The following is a 17,925-nucleotide window of genomic DNA, read 5'->3' as shown; positions in this document are numbered from 1 at the left end:
AGTCTGAGATGGACGAACTTTTACGATTACTGCCGCTGGAATCATTCAACAGCAAGTTCAACGATGATCATGGCCCGGCAGACGCAAGACGGCAAACTAACCGACGTATGCCGGGCCACAGCGGGCGGGCGATTTAGCGCACGTCTTCGTCCACTCTGAAGGTCGCCTTCTTCCACGGCGATTCCGACGGGGTCTACGGATCCTCGCCGACCTGCACCCGAACGGGGAGATCATCTCCCGCAAAACGGTTGCCAGGACCATGAAACGCCTGGGTTTGGCGGGGATCTGCTCGAAGAAATGGAAGACGACAACCATAATCGACCACGCTGATGCCTACCCAGTGGATGCGGTGAAACGGCAGTGGGACCTCGGGGCACAGAATCAGGTCTGGGTCGGCGACATTACGTATTTGAGGACGCGGGAGGGCTGGGTGTATTTGGCGACCGTCATCGACGCCCACAGCCGCCGCGTCATCGGCTGGGCTATCGCTGACCACATGAGCACCGACCTCATCCAGGACGCCCTCACGATGGCCATAGTGCTCTGCGGGGACCGCCCAGCAACGGTGATTTCTCACAGCGACCGCGGCACCCATTACGCCTCTGGCCAGATCACCGCGTTCGCCGCCGCGAATGGCATCACCCGGTCGATGGGATTGACCGTTATTTGTTGGGACTGTGAGACGATCAACCCATCAACCCATCAAGCCAGGTCGCGGCTTGACCCGTGTTGGGATTGGCAGCCGGCCTCATCGCCGGCGTGTCCTTGCGTTGATCTGTCGGTCGCGACCGGGTCTGGTGCCTGAAGTTTCACCTGGCCAAGCCATGTCCCGATAGGGGCCTTCCCGCGGGCGTTCGCTGCCTGCGTGCCCACACTTTGCCCACACTTGAAAAAACTTTGGGTGAATCTGGACGCCTCATTGTGATCCAGAAACGTTGAATTCACGCGGTTCTTGACCCGACCGACGACGCTGACTGGTCGATTATTGGAGTTCGAATCCCCCCAAATGCACACGCAGTCACGGCCCTACATCCCATGCAAACACCGCGATGTAGGGTTTTGCCCGTCAAATCGGCGCCCGCTGCAAGACCTCTGCTTCCGCAGAGGTCTTGCAGGTACCCCCCATCCGGGTTACGCTAACGGCCAGTTCGCCGATTCACGTAAATACCGGCCCCGTGCCCGCACACGATCTCGTTGTCGAGGCGTGCCTTTCCCGCAAGACGGCCCCACCCCACGCACTGTGCGATAGCGCGTGGAGCCATGTCACTTTCGTTTGGAGTACAACGTGTCACGATCCGATTCATCCGTAAAAAAACGACTTCGTCCGAGTAAATCCGGGCTGGCAGCCGTCGCCGTGGTGGCGCTGCTCCTCGGCGCAACCAGCGTATTCAACGCGGCATCATCACCGACGTCCGCTGCGGCTGCAAATCAAAATGGCTCCGAGATGAAAGCTGATGCCGTCACCAGCCTGCCGGTCTCCTTCGAGGTTGAAAATGTCAATCGTTCCAAGGTGGCCTGCGCCAGTGACGGGGCAACGTACACCGTCCGCGGCCACATCGTCGGCCCCACGAAGGAGCTCCGGCGTGAAAGGGTGAAGGGCGCGACGGTCTACTTACACGGTCTGAGTTTTGGGGAGTTCTTCTGGGACTTCGCCCAGGCACAAAATTACGACTTCGCAACCAATCAGGCCAAGGCCGGCCAGGTGTCGGTTGTCATAGACCGACTCGGATACGTCAGCAGCGACAAACCCGAGGGAAACAGCGTCTGTGTGGGATCCCAAGCCGACATCGCCCACCAGATCGTGCTCGACCTGCGCGCGGGATCCTATAAGGTGACGCCATCGGGGCAGGCTCCGGAGTTTTCACGAGTTGTCCTCGCCGGTCACTCCTACGGTGGTCAGATCGCCCAGGTCGCGGCGTACTCGTTCGGCGACATCGACGGATTGATCGTCATCGGCTATGCCGATCGTGTGCAGTCACAGGTCCTCAAAGACAATGCCGCGTATGCCGCAAAGGTATGCGCGAGCGGCGGTCTGCGTGTCGGCGGCGCCGGCCCAGCCGGATACGCTCCCTTCGGAGCACCGGAAGGAGCTGCGGCCGCCCTATTCAATAGCGCCGATCCAGCCGTGCAGAGTGCAGCATTGCAGTTGCTGACCATTGATCCGTGTGGAGACACAGCATCGTTCGCTCCGGCCGTGGCCGTCGACTTGGTGAATGTTCCATCGATCGAGGTTCCGGTCCTGATTATCGCCGGAGGAAGCGACGCCTTGTTCCCGGTGCCGGCTGGTCCTGATCAAGCGTCTCTTTTCACCGGCGCTGCGAGTGTCGACCAGGTCACCCTGCCCAACTTTGCGCACGCGGTCACTCTGGAGCACGCCTATGAGCCTTCGGCACTGAGGCCGCTCAACGACTGGCTGCAAAAACGATTCCACAAATAAGCACGCAAGCGAGGGGAGCCCGCCTCACGAATAGTGGCGCGGACTTCCCTCGTCTCGTGGTCGTAGCCAGCGTCGGATGCCTAACCGACGTGTCTGCCCGGCACCAAGGACAAGATAAGGAAACGCGATCAAGAACTTATTCATGAGCTCACCCGGACGCATCCAGCCTCGTTGTCGGCGAGAGGTTGAACGTCACCGGCGATACGGGCACCATATGACCCCCACAAATCGATCCACTGTCAATCCTAAGAAGAGAGCAAACACATGAGTCAAGAAGTGAATATCGCCGCACAACAGAAGTTCGGTGACGCCGTGAACAGCGGAAAGCTCGACCTGCTCGACGACCTCGTGGCCGAAGACGCAGTGGACAATGACCCTGCCCCCGGTCAAGGCGCAGGCCCCGCCGGATACAAAGCGTTCTTCGGCGAGATGATTGCCGCTTTTCCCGACCTGCACATAAAAGTCGAGCGTCTCGTCGCCAACGACACCGATGTCGCATTCGCCTACACCCTCACCGGCACCCACCAAGGCCCCCTGATGGGCCACGCCGCTAGCGGTAAAACGATGTCCGTCCGTGGCATGCAAATCAGCCGGTTTGAGAACGGGAAGCTTGTCGAGCGGTGGGGTAGCAGCGACCAACAGGGCATGCTCGAACAACTCGGCCTCGCGCCCTGACCAGCGACAACCGGCGTCACTAATGAAAAGGACTAGGGCGAAAATGCCCGTTTGACCAATACTGACGTTGCGAGACGGGCGTGACCCGTGACCGCACATCGGGCACGCCGGCAGTGCTGGGTTCAGGACGTGGTTGGAGGTGCTGTGACTGGAGGGTCTGAGCATCAAAAAACGACGTCCTGGTCCGTGCACGTGGTGTGACCGATGCGCATCATCCTCAACCACGAACGGGAAGTTAGCCGAAGAGGGCAGCCCGGTTGCTCGGCATACTCCCCTCGAAGCCCCGACGTCCTTCATTCGTCAGATAAACGGTGAACGACAGCTACTTCCAGATGCGGCTGAGGCGCGCGACTCGGGCAAGCAGTTCACCCGCGCGTTACCCGCGAGATCTACACTGGTATTTTCGCGGCATTGCGGTTCTGCCACGACCTGAACGAGGAGTCGTGTGATCGAGCGAATGCAGATCCCAGTGGGCGATAGCGTGCACGCCCAGGATGTGCTCTCAGCGGGTCACCTGGCCACGCCGACCCGCACTCTCGCCGATATTTTAGTCCACACCGCGGTGCAGCATCCGGATGCTCTGGCCCTGGAAGACGCGGAAGGCACGATCAGCTATCGCGGCCTGCTGCGGCGCGTGCAGACTCAGGCGAGCGCTCTGAGCCTGGCCGGAGTGCGTCGCGGCGACACCGTGGGTATTCGCATTCCCTCGGGCACCCGCGACCTGTATGTGTCGATTCTGGCCACGGTATTCGCGGGGGCCGCCTACGTTCCGGTCGACGCCGACGATCCAGAGGAACGGGCCCGGCTGGTCTTCGCCGAGGCACACGTGGTCGGCGTCATCGGCGAGGACAGTGTGTTCGCACCGCGTGAGGCCCTCGACCTGCAGGTGCTCCAGGGGCGACCCGTGCCGCCGTACGACGACCCGGCACTGGTCTTTCCGAGCGGCAACATCCCGACGCCCGACGACGACGCCTGGGTCATCTTCACCTCCGGATCGACCGGCGTGCCCAAGGGCGTTGCGGTCACCCACCGCTCGGCGGCCGCCTTCGTCGACGCCGAGGCCGGATTGTTTCTGCGCGCCGAACCGATTGCTCCGGGCGACCGGGTACTCGCCGGCCTCTCGGTGGCATTCGACGCGAGCTGCGAGGAGATGTGGCTGGCCTGGCGCAACGGCGCCTGTCTGGTGCCGGCCCCGCGCTCCCTCGTGCGCAGCGGTGCCGACCTCGGTCCGTGGCTGATCGCCCAGGGCATCACCGTCGTCTCAACCGTGCCGACCCTCGCCGCCCTGTGGCCGGAAGAATCGCTCGAAAGCGTGCGCCTGCTGATCTTTGGCGGCGAGGCCTGCCCGCCCGAGCTGGTCGCCCGCATCGCCACTCGCGGCCGCGAGGTCTGGAACACGTATGGGCCGACCGAAGCCACCGTCGTCGCGTGCGGCGCCCTCGTCGACGGCGTCGGCGAGATGCGCATCGGCCTGCCGCTCGACGGCTGGGACCTGGCCGTTGTCGACGCCCAGGGCCAACGGGTGGGCGAGGGCGACACCGGCGAGCTCATCATCGGCGGCGTCGGCCTGGCCCGCTACCTCGACGCTGCCAAGGACGCCGAGAAGTATGCGCCGCACCCGCAGCTGGGCTGGCACCGTGCCTACCGCAGCGGCGACCTCGTACGATTCGACCGGGCCGGGCTGGTCTTCGCCGGCCGCGCCGACGACCAGGTCAAACTCGGCGGTCGACGCATCGAGCTCGGTGAAGTGGATGCTGCCCTGGGCGCTCTCGTCGGAGTGGCCGGCGGCGCAGCCGTGGTGCAGACCACCCCGGCCGGCAACCATGTTCTGGTCGGATACGTCGCCCCCACCGACGTGAGCGCGCCCTTTGACCGAAAGGCCGCCATTGCCCGGCTGCGTGAGGAACTCCCCGCAGCACTCGTGCCCTTGCTCGCCGTCGTCGACGCGCTGCCTACCCGCACCTCGGGCAAGGTCGACCGGGCAGCGCTGCCCTGGCCGCTCCCCGCTTCGCTGCTGGCCGACGAGGCCGAGGTGCTGTCGCCGACGGCGGCGTGGCTGGCTGACGCGTGGGCATCCATTTTGGGAATGCCCGTGACCGGGCCCGATGATGATTTCTTCGCTCAGGGCGGTGGCTCGCTCTCGGCCGCCCAATTCGTGTCGGCCGTGCGCGCCCGCTACCCGGAAACCACCGTGGCCGATCTTTACGATCACCCGCGCATCGGGTCGCTCGCCGAGGAGCTCGATGCACGCACCCCCGCCACGCCGGCCGTGGCGCGGCAGGTGCTTCCGACACCGGCCCGCAGCCAGCTCGCCCAGACCCTGCTCGGCATTCCCCTGCACGTGCTGAGCGGTATCCGCTGGCTGGTCTACCTCGCCATCGCCAACAACCTGCTCAGCCTGGCCGGCGCGACCTTCGCCCCGACCCTGTCGTGGTGGTGGGTGGCGCTCGGATTTGTGCTGTTTGTGACCCCGCCCGGCAAGATGCTCATCGCTGTCGTCGCCGCCCGGCTGCTGCTGCACGACGTGATGCCGGGCAACTATCCGCGGGGCGGGTCGGTGCACCTGCGGTTGTGGCTGGCCGAGCAGATCGCGCTGCTCGTCGACGCTGCGAGCCTCGCCGGCGCTCCCTGGATCAGTTACTACGCTCGGGCTCTCGGCGCGGAGATCGGCCCCGACGTCGACCTGCACTCGCTGCCGCCGGTGACCGGTTTGCTCGCCGTCGGAGCCCGGGCCGCGATCGAACCGGAGGTCGACCTGGCCGGCCACTGGATCGACGGCGACATTTTGCGCATCGGCTACCTCCATGTCGGTGCCGACGCTCGCATCGGATCCCGCAGCACCCTGCTCGGCGGCGCCCACGTGAGCCACGGCGCGGAGATCGAACCCGGCGCCGCCGTCTCGTCGCGTGTGCCGGCGGGGGAGCGGTGGGCCGGTTCCCCGGCTCGACGGGTCGGCTCGGCCCGCCGCCCCTGGCCGGCCGAACGCCCGCCGCGCGCCAGCCGCTGGCTCGGCGCCTTCGCGGCCGGCTCGGTCGCGATGACCGCTATTCCCACGATCGCCATCGTTCTCGGCGCGATCATCATCGGCGGCGTCGTCGGCGACTCGGACAGCCTCGGCGCAGCCGTGCTTCGTGCCGCCCTGATCATGCCGGTCGCTGTCCTGGCCGGCGGCCTCGCCTACGCGCTGCTCGTGATCGGATTCGTACGCGCGCTCGGCGTCGGCCTGCGCGAGGGCTACTACCCGGTGCGCAGCCGGATCGGCTGGCAGGTGTGGATGACCGAACGCATCCTCGACGGCGCCCGTACCGTGCTGTTCCCGCTCTACGCGAGCCTGCTCACGCCGACCTGGCTGCGATTGCTCGGTGCCAAGGTGGGCGCCGAGGTCGAGGCGTCGACCGTGCTCCTGCTGCCCTCGCTCACGACCATTGCGCCCGCCGCGTTTCTCGCCGACGACACGATGGTCGCCTGCTACGAACTCGGCGGCGGTTGGATGCACATCGGCCCGGCCAAGGTAGGCCGCCGGGCCTTTCTCGGCAACAGCGGTATGGCCGGTCCCGGTCGCACCGTGCCGCGCAACGGGCTCGTCGCCGTGCTCTCCTCGACCCCGCGCAAGGCCAAGCGCGGGTCGAGCTGGCTCGGCAACCCGCCGGCCCGACTGCGCCGGAGACCAACGGATGCCGACGAGTCCCGCACATTCCAGCCGCCCGTTCGACTGAAAGTAGCCCGATCGCTGTGGGAACTGCTGCGCATCCTGGCCGGCTTCACCAGCGCCTGGATCGCCCTGCTCGTGCTCGCGCTGCTCGACCTGCTCTGGCTGCGCCTCGGCCTTGGCGCGGCGATCGGCCTGTCGGGCGTGGTCATGCTCGCCGCTGGAGCGGTGGCCGCCGCGGTCACGACGGTGGTCAAATGGACGCTGGTCGGGCGCATCGACGCGTCGGAGCATCCGCTGTGGTCGTCGTTTATCTGGCGCAACGAGGTCTCGGACAGTTTCGTGGAGATGGTCGCCCGCCCCTGGTTCGCCGAGAAAGCTTCGGGCACACCGGCGCTCGCCGTGTGGCTGCGCACCCTCGGCGCCTCCGTCGGGCGCGGTGTCTGGTGTGAGACCTACTGGCTGCCCGAAGCGGATCTGGTGCGGCTCGGCGCCGGCAGCACCGTCAGCCGTGGCAGCGTCGTGCAGACCCACCTGTTTCACGATCGCATCATGCAGCTCGGCGCGGTCGTACTGGCCGAAGGCGCGACGCTCGGGCCGAACAGCGTCATCCTGCCGGCGGCGTCCATCGACGCCGGAGCAAGCGTTGGCCCCGGGTCGCTGGTCATGCGCGGCGAACAGGTGCCGGCCGGTTCGCTCTGGTCGGGTAACCCGATCACGCCGTGGCACCAGCCGCCGTGGACGCGTTGAGCGTGGGTAGTTAGGCGATGGCCCAGACTGTGCAGACGACTTACGGCTCGGCCAGCGCCGGTGACCCCTACACTCCCACCGGCGGTAACGGCGGCTACACCGCCGAGCACTACGACTTGACCCTGGACTACCGCGTAATCACCAACCGGTTGAACGCGACGGCGATCATCACCGCGCAGGCCCTCATGCGGCTCGACCGGTTCAGCCTCGACTTCGCCGGGCTGAGTGTGGAGAAGGTCACGGTGAACGGCGCGCGGCCGACGAAAATCACCCACAGCGCCCGCAAGCTGGTGATCAGCCTCGCTGCGACCATTGAAGCGGGGGCCGTGTTCGAGGTGGTGGTGCGCTATCGCGGGGCGCCGCATCCGGTGCACAGCGCCTGGGGCGATGTCGGCTGGGAAGAGCTCGACGACGGCGTGCTCGTCTCCGGGCAGCCGTGCGGGGCCGCGACCTGGTTTCCCTGCAACGACCACCCGGGTGACAAGGCCAGTTATCGCATCACGATCGCCTGCGAATCCAGCTACACCGTGGTGTCGAACGGGGTGTTGTCGGCCCGGTCGAGCCGCTCCGGTCGCACCAAATGGACCTTCGACGTGCGCGAGCCGATGGCGACCTACCTCGCCACGGTGCTGATCGGCCGCTACCGCCGCCGCGACCTGGCCGCCGCCCCGGTTGCCCACAGCCTGTATTTTCCGGCCCGTCTGGCGACCCGTGTCGGTACCGACTTCGCCCGACTCACCGAGATGATCGCGTTCTTCGCCGACCGGTTTGGACCCTACCCGTTCGCCTCGTTTTCGGTGGTCGTGACCGACGACGAACTGGAGATTCCACTCGAGGCGCACGGCCTGGCCGTGTTCGGCAGCAACCACGTCGACGGCGAGCACGGCAGCGACCGGCTGATCGCTCACGAACTGGCGCACCAGTGGTACGGCAACAGCCTCACTGTGGCCCGCTGGCAGGACATCTGGCTGCAGGAGGGCTTCGCCTGCTACGCCGAATGGCTTTGGGAGGAGCAGCGCGGCGGTCGCACTGCCGACGCGCTCGCCGCGCTGCACCGCGGCAGGGTCGCGGCGCTGCCCCGCGACATCGTCGTCGGCGACCCCGGCGCGCATGACATGTTCGACGACCGTGTCTACAAACGCGGAGCGCTCGCCCTGCATGCCATTCGCAAATCTCTCGGCGACGAGGCCTTCTTCGCGGCCTTACGCGCCTACACCGCGGCCCGGCGGTTCGGGCAGGTTTCCACCGACGACTTCGTGGAATTCTTCTCCGAACACACCGGCAGCCGGGCGATCGGCGGGTTCGTCGATCGGTGGGTGCTGGAACGCGCGCTGCCGAGCCTCTAGCCGAGTGTCCTATCGCACCGCGACGTGCGGGGCGTGTGCGCTGAGAACAGCGAGCGTGCCGACCAGCCCGGCGCCCGCGCTGAAGTTTGCCAGGTGCACCCGGGTCAAATCGAGGATGGCGGTCGGCCAGTGCAGCAGAACGGATGCTCCACCGCTGCTCCACCCCACAGTCACCTCCCGAGGATTCACCGTCAGCCCCTCGCCCGACAGTTTGAGCAGCGCCTCCTTCGTCGTCCAGAGCTGCGCGCGCGCCCGGTCGCGTTCGGCGAACGGCACCGCCGCAAGCGCGGTGCGCTCGAGAATGTTGAAAGCGACATCATCGAACCCGGCGCGGCCGACCGCGCTGACGCTCTCGATGTCGACACCGATCGGCCCGGCCAGTGACACGGCCACGACCGCGGTATCGCCGGCTCGGCTCAGGCTCACGTGCACCCCGCGCGGCGCCAGGACGCGCGGCCGGCCATGCGCTCCGCCGCAGAGCTCGCAGCGCTGCTCGATGGTGACGGGCCCCCGCTTCGGGCAGATCCGGGCCACGGCGGCGGTGAGCCGTGCGCGGTCGGCCTGGGGGAGCGTCGCGCGCGGAGCGAGGAACAGGGAGACATCCGTGTGCGGCACCCCTCCACGTTACCGGGAGGTGTCGGTGAGTGACACACTAGGAGATCGAACAAGGAGAGCCGATGGCGCTGGTTGATAACGCGGTCTACGTGGATGGGCACCGAGTCTCCACCCCGCACTCCCTCGATGAGACCTTCGAAGTCATGAAGGAGAACGAGGGTTTCGCTTGGATCGGGCTGTACCGGCCAAGCGAGAAGGAGGTGCGGGCCGTCGCCACCGAATTCAGCCTGCACCATTTGGCCGTGGAAGATGCGCTCGCCGGTCACCAGCGGTCGAAAATCGAGCGGTACGGGGACATCCTGTTCGTGGTGTTGCGCCCGGCCCGATATATGGACGACGAGGAACGCGTCGAATTCGGCGAGCTGCACGTGTTTGTCGGTCCGGATTTCGTCGTGACCATCCGCCACGCTGAATCGCCTGACCTCGCGCAGGTGCGGGAGCGCATGGAGCAGACACCACATTTGCTCGCCCTCGGCCCGGAAGCCGTGCTCTACGCCATTCTTGACCAGGTCGTCGACGAATACGGGCCGGTTGTCGCCGGCCTTGAAAACGACATCGACGAAATTGAAGACCAGCTGTTCGATGGCGACCCGGAGGTATCCCGCCGCATCTATGCCCTGTCGCGCGAGGTGATCGAGTTTCAGCGGGCCACCCAACCACTCGTGACCATGTTCGAGGCCATGCAGCGTGGCTTCGATAAATACAACGTCGATCTGGAACTCCACCGGCACCTGCGTGACGTGCTCGACCACACCCTGCGAGTCGTGGAGCGTGGCGACGCGTTCCGGCAGCTGCTGCAGAACGCGCTGACCGTGCACAGCACCCTGGTCGCCCAACGCCAGAACGACGAGATGCGGCACCTGTCGGAGACCAGCCTGGCCCAGAGCGAAGAGGTCAAGAAGATCTCCAGCTGGGCGGCGATCCTGTTCGCGCCGACGCTGGTCGGCACGGTCTACGGCATGAACTTCGACCATATGCCCGAGCTCCACTGGGCCCTGGGCTATCCCTTTGCCCTCAGCCTGATGCTCGCGATGGGTGTCAGCTTGTACGCCGTGTTTAAACGTCGCGACTGGCTGTGAGCCTGCAGATTGGAGCAGAAACCCGCGAAACCCCGGCCGCCTCGGGGCAAACCGGTGGTTTGCCAATTAGGGTAGCCCTGTGTGGCACCTCGATAAAAAACAAGATGACGACGACGTGCTTTCCAAGTACCTTGGCGTGGTTCCCGGCGACCCGCAAAACGTGACCCGTCCACACAACCTCAGTCTGGGCGACCCGGCCTTCACCGCCGGCAATATCGCCGAACCGATCTGGCAGCGGTGGCGCGACGAACTTGCCGCCCTTGGCGGACGCTCGCCGCTACTGCACTTCACCGATGAAGCCCGCACCCGCATCGAACTTAGCGCCACGCATCCCGGCGGTCTGCCGCAGTTCATCATCGGCAAGACCACCCTGCTGTCCAATCTCATTCGCGACGAGCTGGCCTTGCGCAACGCCCGCCTGGCCGCGAACGAGATCACCCAGAAGGGCATCGAACTGCGCTCCATGCGCGGCATTGAATCGGTCAACCTGGCCATCGGCCTCGCCGAGTGGCGTTACCAGGACGTCGATTACAGCGCCCCGGTGCTGTTGCGCCCCCTGGCCATTCGTCGGTACGGGCGCGACTACGAGCTCAAGCTCAAGGGCCAGCCTATTCTCAACCCCGAACTCGCCCGCGCCCTGAAGGACCAGTTTCAGATCGTGCTCGACGCCGACGCCTTCGTGGCGCTCGCCGTGACCAACGGCGCGTTTAAACCGCAGCCCGTCATTGACCGGCTGCGCGGACTGACCTCGCACCTGCCCTGGTTCAACGTCGTACCCCGCCTCGTCGTCTCGTCGTTCGCCGACGTCGGCCGGGCGCTCGCCGCCGACGCCGGCTCGCTCGAGCATCCGCTGCTCGACGCCGTCGCCGGCAACATGACGGCCAGGGGCAATATCGCGGCCGCATACAACCCGGTGGTGCCGATCGGCCAGGACGCCCGCCCACCGGCCACCGACACGCTGCTCGGCGACGCCGACTCCGAGCAGGAGAACGTCGTCGCGCAGATCGCGGCCGGCAACTCCCTCGTCGTGAAGACCCTGCCCGGCACCGGCGGTACCCAGACCATTGTCAACGCGATCGGCTCGCTCGTGGCCCAGCACAAGCGGGTACTCGTGGTGAGCGCGCGCCGCTCGAGTCTCGACGGCATCCACGGCCGCCTCGTGCAGGTGGGCCTGCCCGGCATGGCCGTGACCCCGCGCACGCTGCGCCGCGACCTGATCCAGTCGATCACCCGCAATGAAAAAGCCACCCAGCCGCGTGTCGGCGACGTCGACGACGCCCTCGTACGCCTGCGCAAGGTGCTGCTCGACTACCGGTCCGCCCTCACTCGGCGAGACTCCGCACTGGGCGTCTCGGTGCTCGACGCACTCGGCGAGCTCGCCCGCCTCGCCCAGCTGCCCGAGCCGCCATCGACGACGGCCCGTCTCGACCGACACGCTCTCGAGCTGCTAGCACACTCCCGGTCGGCCGCCGCCAACACCCTGATCAAGGCCGCCGTTCTTGGCGAGTTTCGGTACGGCCCCGGCGACTCGCCCTGGTACGGCGCCTCGTTCACCTCCACAGCGGATGCCTCCAACTCGCACCAGCTCGCCAAACGCGTCAACGAGCGTGAACTTCCCCGGCTGCTCGAACGGGCCAACGGGCTCATCAGCCAAACCCGGCTGCGCCCATTCGAGACGGTCAATGAGCTCGGTGTCTACCTGCGGTTGTTGCTGGATATCCGCGAAACTCTCGACAAGTTTCAGCCCGGCGTCTACGACCGGTCGCTCACCGAGCTGATCGCGGCCACGTCGTCGCGCCGGGAATCGTCCGAGATGAGCTCGGCCAGCCGTCGCCGGTTGCGCAAGCTCGCCGAGGAATACCTGCGCCCCGGCGTGCGGGTCACCGACATGAACGAGAGCCTGCGCCGCATTCAGAGTCAGCGCACGCTCTGGCAGCGCTACGCGGCCGCCGGCGTGACCCCGGAGGTGCCGGTCGGCATCAACGACGTGCACGTCGCTTTTCAGCGGGTCTGGGAAGACCTTGGACTGCTCGACGTTCCGCTCGGCACCGTTGGCACGCCGCGCATCCTCGCGGGGCGTCAGATCAACGAGCTGGTCTCGATGATCTCCGGCCTCGCCGCCGAGAGCGAGGTGCTCGCCAACCTGCACGAGCGCACCGCGCTTCTGGCGACCCTGCGCGAGCACAACCTCGACCCGCTCATGACCGACCTCTCCCAACGCCACGTTTCGGAGGAGAACGTCGCCGCCGAGCTCGAACTGGCTTGGTGGCAGTCCGTGCTCGAGACCATGCTCGCGAGCGATCGGGCCCTGCTAGGCGCCAACACCCAGGTTCTGGATCGACTCGAGGCCGATTTCAAACTCGTCGACGAGGCGCACGCATCCGCGACCGGCCAGCTGCTGGCGTGGCTGCTCGCCGAGACCTGGAAGATCGGCGTCGTCGACTTTCCCGAGGAAGCCGACCAGCTGCGCCGCCTGCTGCGCGCCGACCGTGCCACCCCCGCCCGGCTCAACGACGTCGCCCCGCACCTCGGCCGCGTGCTCGCCCCGGTCTGGCTGGCCTCGCCCTACGAAGTAGCCGGCATCAGCGACCAAATCACCTTCGACACCGTGCTGATCGTCGACGCCGGCGCCACCACCCTCGCCGAAAACGTCGGCGCTATTCGACGTGGCCGCCAGATTGTGGCGTTCGGCGACCCGGTCACCCAGACCCCCTCATCGTTCGAGACCGGCATTGCCGGCTCGGGGGAAGCAGCCGCGCCCGAGGTGTCGGTCGACGCTCTCCACGCCGACTCCGCCCTCGCCCGCCTCGGCGAACTGCTGCCGACCCTCACCCTCACCCGCAGCTACCGGGCCGGCGGTGAAGACCTGGCGGAGCTCGTCAACCACCGCTTTTATGGCGGACGCATCGACTCGCTGCCCTGGGCCGGCAGTTTTCTCGGTCACGGCAGCCTCACCATCAACTACGTGGCAGGCGGGCGCGGCATGCCCGATGCCGACAGTGGCGCCATCGAAAGCGTTGACGCTGAGGTCGTGAAGGTCATCGACCTCGTGCTCGACCACGCGTCTAAGCGTCCGCGCGAATCGCTCATGGTGATCACCGCGAGCACCCGGCACGCCGTGCGCGTGCAGCAGGGTGTACTCGCCGCGTTCGCGAAGCGCACCGACCTGTCGGATTTCATCCTGAAAGACCGCAGCGAACCGTTCACCGTGCTCACCCTCGAGCAGGCGGTGGCGCAGAGCCGCGACCGGGTCATCTTCTCGATCGGATACGGCCGCACCCCGCACGGACGCCTGCTGTCGAACTTCGGTTCGCTTGGCGAGCCCGGCGGCGAACGCCTGCTGGCGATCGGTATGACGCGGGCCCGCCGCGCGCTCGACATTGTCTCATGCTTCCGCCCCGCCGACATCGACGAGGACCGCCAGCGTCACGGCATCCTTGCGCTGTCGCAGGTGCTGAGCGAGACCGAAGCCCGTCGGGACGAGGTGCAGGTTCCCGACGCGAGCGAGGCCATGCTCGTGGACCTCGCCGGCCGCCTCGAAAAGCTCGGCCTCATCGTGCGCCTCGGCCACCGCGGCAAGCTCGCCCTCGCCGCCTCCTACGGCACCCGCGCGATCGTGGTCGAAACGGATGCCGTCGTCAATCGTGCGAGCCTGCGCGAGTCGTTGCGCCTGCGCCCCGAAGTGCTGCGCCGTCTCGGCTGGCACTACCTGCGCGTGCACAGCTTCGAGCTGTTCAGTAACCCCGATGCCGTCGCGGCGCGCGTGGCCGCCATCGCCGGTGTTCCGCAACAGGATGCCGCTGCCCGGCTCGGTACGACCGATGACGCCATCGCCCCGAAGCGGCCCGGCGCGTGAGCAGCGACGGCACAGCTAACGGTACGCCGCGCCGCGGCACGGTGCACCTCGGCACCGAGCGTCAGCCGATCATCAAAGCCGCGGGGAGGGCTCGGCGCGCGCAGCTACTGCCCGCGCCAGACACCGACCCGAACCCGCACCCGCCGGTGCTGCGCGAAGAGGGGGGTGTCGCCTCGTCGGGCAGCCTGCCGAGCGCGAACGACGCGCGCTTACGGCAGGATCGTCCGCCGCACTGGTAGTGCGGTTTAGGCGGTATGCCGGGGTCCCTGGTCGGTGGCGCTGTTCTTGGCAAGCAGATCGCGGATCTCGGTGAGCAGATCGAGTTCGGTCGTGGGATCGGCCACAACGGCGGAGGGCACGCCGGTCGCCCGGCGACGGTCCTGAGCCTCTTTGAGCTTGTTCAGCGGCAGCACGATCACGAAGTAGACGACCGCGGCGATCAGCAGAAAATTGATGAGCGCGCCGATGACAGCACCGAACAGAATCTTGTCGCCACCGGGAAGCATCAGGGGGAGGGCCTTTGCGAGCGAGTCGGCCTGGAAGACCGCGGCGATCAGCGGGTTGAAGACGTTTGTGACGATCGACGTGACGAGCGCGGTGAACGCCGTGCCGATGACGACGGCGACGGCGAGGTCGATGACGTTGCCGCGCATGATGAATTCTTTGAAACCGTTGATCACGGGGTGCTCCAAACGGATGACTTGGGAGACCGTCTTTGTCAGCGCCATGCTGTTAGGACGCCTTCGCGGCTGGAACGGAGGAGGAGGACGACGCCGAGGTGTCCTTCTTGATCGGCGCGCTGTCGGCCTTCTTGTCGGACTTTGTCTCGGATTTGCCCTCAGCGGGCTTGCTCGTCGACGAATCGCTCGTGCTGGCAGACTTCTCGTTCGTCTTGCGGTCGAGGTTCGGGTTAGTACGCTTCGAATCCGACTTGGAATCATTGCTGTAGAAACCCGAACCGCTGAAGGTCACGCCGATCGAGGAGAAGACCTTGCGGAGCTTTCCCTGGCAGGTCGGGCACACCGTTAGCGAGTGGTCGGTGAAGGCCTGCTGGATATCGAAGGCGGTGTCGCACTCGGTGCAACGGTAAGAGTAGGTAGGCACTGCATCTCCAGCTGGTTGAACCGGCAGGCAAATGCCTGCCAGTACTAAGGTTAGGCGCGCTCGCACCCCCGCAGGTTCAGCACGAGCGCGACTAGCGATGAAAAATAATCAGAAAGCGATGATTCGGGTCGGCGTGACGAGGCCGTTGACCGGCTGATCGTGCACCTCGCGGGGTACCGCGTCGACAAATTCGCTGTCGAACACGACGGCATACACCGGTGGGCACTTCTCCATCGACCCCAGGGTCTTGTCGAAATAGCCGCGACCCCAGCCCATGCGCAGGCCAGACCCGTCCACAGCCGCCGCCGGAACGATGATGAGGTCGACGTCATTGATGGCGATCGGGCCGAGCAGAGTTCCGACCGCCTCAGGCATACCGGAAATGCCGTTGAATTCCTCGTCTCCCGTGCCGACGGTCCAGTCGAGCAGACCATCTTCGCGCGAAATCGGGAACAGAACACGGATGCCCTCTGCCATGGCCCAGGTAAGAAAAGGTCGGGTATCGGGCTCATTGCGGGCCGACAGATAGCAGGAGATTGACCGTGCCGATAGGTCGAGTACGAGGCTTTGAAGGTTCGTGGTGAAACCGGCCGTGGCTGCTTCGCGTTCATGGGAGGTCAGGTTCTGACGGCGTTCGCGCAGTTCCGCCCTCAGCGCACGCTTTCGATGACCTGTGTCGGAGTCCATATAAGGCATCCTACTTGCCGCTAACCTAGTGCCCATGGGTACCCCGATAACTAAAGCCGTCATTCCCGCAGCGGGACTCGGAACGCGCTTCCTCCCGGCCACCAAGGCCATGCCGAAGGAGATGTTGCCCGTCGTCGACAAGCCAGCTATTCAGTACGTCGTCGAGGAGGCAGTCGCGGCCGGCCTCAGTGACATATTGATGGTGACCGGTCGCAATAAGAACGCCCTGGAGAACCATTTCGACCGCATGACCGAGCTGGAAGCCATGCTCGAACGCAAGGGCGACCAGACCCGGCTCGCCAAGGTGCGCGAGTCCAACGAGCTCGCCGACATCCACTATGTGCGCCAAGGCGACCCGCGCGGCCTCGGCCACGCCGTGCTGCGCGCCCGCATGCACGTGGGCAACGAGCCCTTCGCGGTACTGCTCGGTGATGACATCATCGATGCCCGCGACCCGCTGCTGACCCGCATGCTCGCGGAGCAGGTCAAGCGCGGCGCCAGCATCGTTGCGCTGCTCGAGGTCGATCCTGCGCAGATCCATATGTACGGTGCGGCCGCGGTCGAGGCCACCGACGACCCCGACGTCGTGCGCATCACCGGCCTGGTCGAAAAGCCGAGCGCCGAGGACGCCCCGTCCAACCTGGCCATCATCGGCCGGTACGTGCTCTGCCCCGAAGTCTTCGATATCCTGGAACACACCAAGCCCGGCAAGGGTAACGAGATTCAGCTCACCGATGCCCTGCAGGAGATGGCCGTCAACCCGGAAAGCACCGGCGGCGTGTACGGCCTCATCTTTCGCGGGCGTCGCTACGACACCGGCGACCGGCTCGATTACATCAAGGCCATCGTGCAGCTCGCCGTTGAACGTGACGATCTCGGCGCCGACCTCAAGCCGTGGCTGCACGAATTCGTCGCCACGCTCGACTGACGCTCCGCCCAGCATCACCCAGCCAGACCGGGCTTCCCGGCCCACGACAGACAGGCGAACCGTGCCGATCGCAATTCCCAGCCTCTATGAGGGCTCCGTCACACTGCGTCCCATCCGTTTGCGCGATGCGCGCGCGCTCGAGGGCGAACTGCTGGCGAACCGATCGTGGCTGCGCAAGTGGGAGGCGACGAACCCGTACGCGCCGATGTCTTTCGACACGCGCGCGAGCATCCGCAGCCTGTTGACCCACTCGCGGTCGGGCAACGGCTTGCCCTTCATCGTGGAACACAACGGTGAATTGGCCGGCCAGCTGAACGTGTCGTCGATCACGTGGGGGTCGCTGTCGTCGGCGACGATCGGCTACTGGGTGAGTGAAAAGTTCGCCGGCCAGTCCGTCACCCCTACGGCCGTGGCGCTCGCAACCGACTACTGCTTCTACCAGCTCGGCCTCCACCGCATGGAAATCTGCATCCGCCCGGACAACCAGGCGAGCCTGCGTGTCGTCGAAAAGCTCGGCTTTCGGTATGAGGGACTGCGCCGCCGCTATATCCACATCAATGGAGACTGGCGCGACCATTTTTGCTTCGGCCTGGTCTCCGAAGAACTCAGCCAGGGTGTCATGCGCCGTTGGCACGATGGCCTGGTACCAGCGGATGCCGCGCGCGTCACCGCGGCAGACCTTGCCTCGGCCGCGCATCCGGTGCGTGTCATCACCTGATGAAGGTGATTTTCCCTGTTCGGGGGTGAATTCGGAGTAATAATCTCGGTGACACGCCATGGGGAATAACCGTGGGATCAC

13 protein-coding genes are annotated in these 17,925 nt (G+C 65.9%); 9 read left to right on the top strand and 4 right to left on the bottom strand.

The genetic code is table 11. The annotated features are described in order from the left end of the window. The first annotated feature begins 199 nt into the window (after positions 1–199). From E3T50_RS06975 to E3T50_RS06955, 5 genes are all read left to right on the top strand, one after another. Complete coding sequence (locus E3T50_RS06975) at positions 200–805, top strand: DDE-type integrase/transposase/recombinase (protein WP_338145347.1); 606 nt, start codon at positions 200–202, stop codon at positions 803–805. A gap of 480 nt (positions 806–1,285) precedes the next feature. Beyond that, positions 1,286–2,437, top strand: a complete 1,152-nt coding sequence (locus E3T50_RS06970) for an alpha/beta fold hydrolase (RefSeq protein ID WP_134551195.1) — start codon at positions 1,286–1,288, stop codon at positions 2,435–2,437. Positions 2,438–2,701: 264 nt separating this feature from the next. Next, the gene (locus E3T50_RS06965) at positions 2,702–3,112 is read left to right on the top strand and encodes an ester cyclase (RefSeq protein WP_134461294.1); all 411 of its coding nucleotides are present in this window, start codon (positions 2,702–2,704) and stop codon (positions 3,110–3,112) included. Positions 3,113–3,569: 457 nt separating this feature from the next. Continuing rightward, the gene (locus E3T50_RS06960; protein ID WP_134551194.1) at positions 3,570–7,511 is read left to right on the top strand and encodes a Pls/PosA family non-ribosomal peptide synthetase; all 3,942 of its coding nucleotides are present in this window, start codon (positions 3,570–3,572) and stop codon (positions 7,509–7,511) included. 17 nt (positions 7,512–7,528) lie between these two features. Continuing rightward, entirely contained in the window at positions 7,529–8,857 is a 1,329-nt protein-coding gene (locus E3T50_RS06955; RefSeq protein ID WP_134551193.1) for a M1 family metallopeptidase, read from the top strand. A gap of 9 nt (positions 8,858–8,866) precedes the next feature. Here the strand turns inward: E3T50_RS06955 and E3T50_RS06950 are convergent, their stop codons facing one another. Beyond that, positions 8,867–9,472, bottom strand: a complete 606-nt coding sequence (locus E3T50_RS06950) for a 4'-phosphopantetheinyl transferase family protein (protein ID WP_134551192.1) — start codon at positions 9,470–9,472, stop codon at positions 8,867–8,869. A gap of 62 nt (positions 9,473–9,534) precedes the next feature. Here E3T50_RS06950 and E3T50_RS06945 point away from each other — a divergent pair, with 62 nt between their 5' ends. Then, positions 9,535–10,551 (top strand): magnesium and cobalt transport protein CorA, encoded by a 1,017-nt coding sequence (locus E3T50_RS06945; protein ID WP_134551191.1) that lies wholly within the window; start codon positions 9,535–9,537, stop codon positions 10,549–10,551. Between the two features lie 79 nt (positions 10,552–10,630). Beyond that, on the top strand, positions 10,631–14,407 hold the full coding sequence (locus E3T50_RS06940) for an AAA family ATPase (protein WP_241990805.1): 3,777 nt from the start codon (positions 10,631–10,633) through the stop codon (positions 14,405–14,407). Positions 14,408–14,652: 245 nt separating this feature from the next. On the opposite strand, the gene mscL is transcribed toward E3T50_RS06940, so the two are convergent. The 3 genes from mscL to E3T50_RS06925 all read right to left on the bottom strand — a co-directional run bounded on the left by mscL (position 14,653) and on the right by E3T50_RS06925 (position 16,198). Then, on the bottom strand, positions 14,653–15,135 hold the full coding sequence (mscL, locus tag E3T50_RS06935) for a large conductance mechanosensitive channel protein MscL (RefSeq protein WP_338145346.1): 483 nt from the start codon (positions 15,133–15,135) through the stop codon (positions 14,653–14,655). A gap of 4 nt (positions 15,136–15,139) precedes the next feature. After that, positions 15,140–15,511 carry an FmdB family zinc ribbon protein gene (locus E3T50_RS06930; RefSeq protein WP_134551190.1) on the bottom strand — a complete coding sequence of 124 codons (372 nt, stop codon included), beginning with the start codon at positions 15,509–15,511 and terminating at the stop codon, positions 15,140–15,142. 108 nt (positions 15,512–15,619) lie between these two features. Further along, positions 15,620–16,198 carry a 5-formyltetrahydrofolate cyclo-ligase gene (locus E3T50_RS06925; RefSeq protein ID WP_134551189.1) on the bottom strand — a complete coding sequence of 193 codons (579 nt, stop codon included), beginning with the start codon at positions 16,196–16,198 and terminating at the stop codon, positions 15,620–15,622. Between the two features lie 34 nt (positions 16,199–16,232). Here E3T50_RS06925 and galU point away from each other — a divergent pair, with 34 nt between their 5' ends. Further along, on the top strand, positions 16,233–17,126 hold the full coding sequence (galU, locus tag E3T50_RS06920; protein WP_134461273.1) for a UTP--glucose-1-phosphate uridylyltransferase GalU: 894 nt from the start codon (positions 16,233–16,235) through the stop codon (positions 17,124–17,126). 61 nt (positions 17,127–17,187) lie between these two features. Then, positions 17,188–17,844: a GNAT family N-acetyltransferase gene (locus tag E3T50_RS06915; RefSeq protein ID WP_134551188.1), complete on the top strand. Its 657-nt coding sequence runs from the start codon at positions 17,188–17,190 to the stop codon at positions 17,842–17,844. The last annotated feature ends 81 nt before the right edge of the window (positions 17,845–17,925 follow it).

The organism is Cryobacterium gelidum, from assembly GCF_004403985.1.
Taxonomy (GTDB): Bacteria; Actinomycetota; Actinomycetes; order Actinomycetales; family Microbacteriaceae; genus Cryobacterium; species Cryobacterium gelidum.
This window is presented reverse-complemented; position numbering and strand designations above follow the sequence as displayed.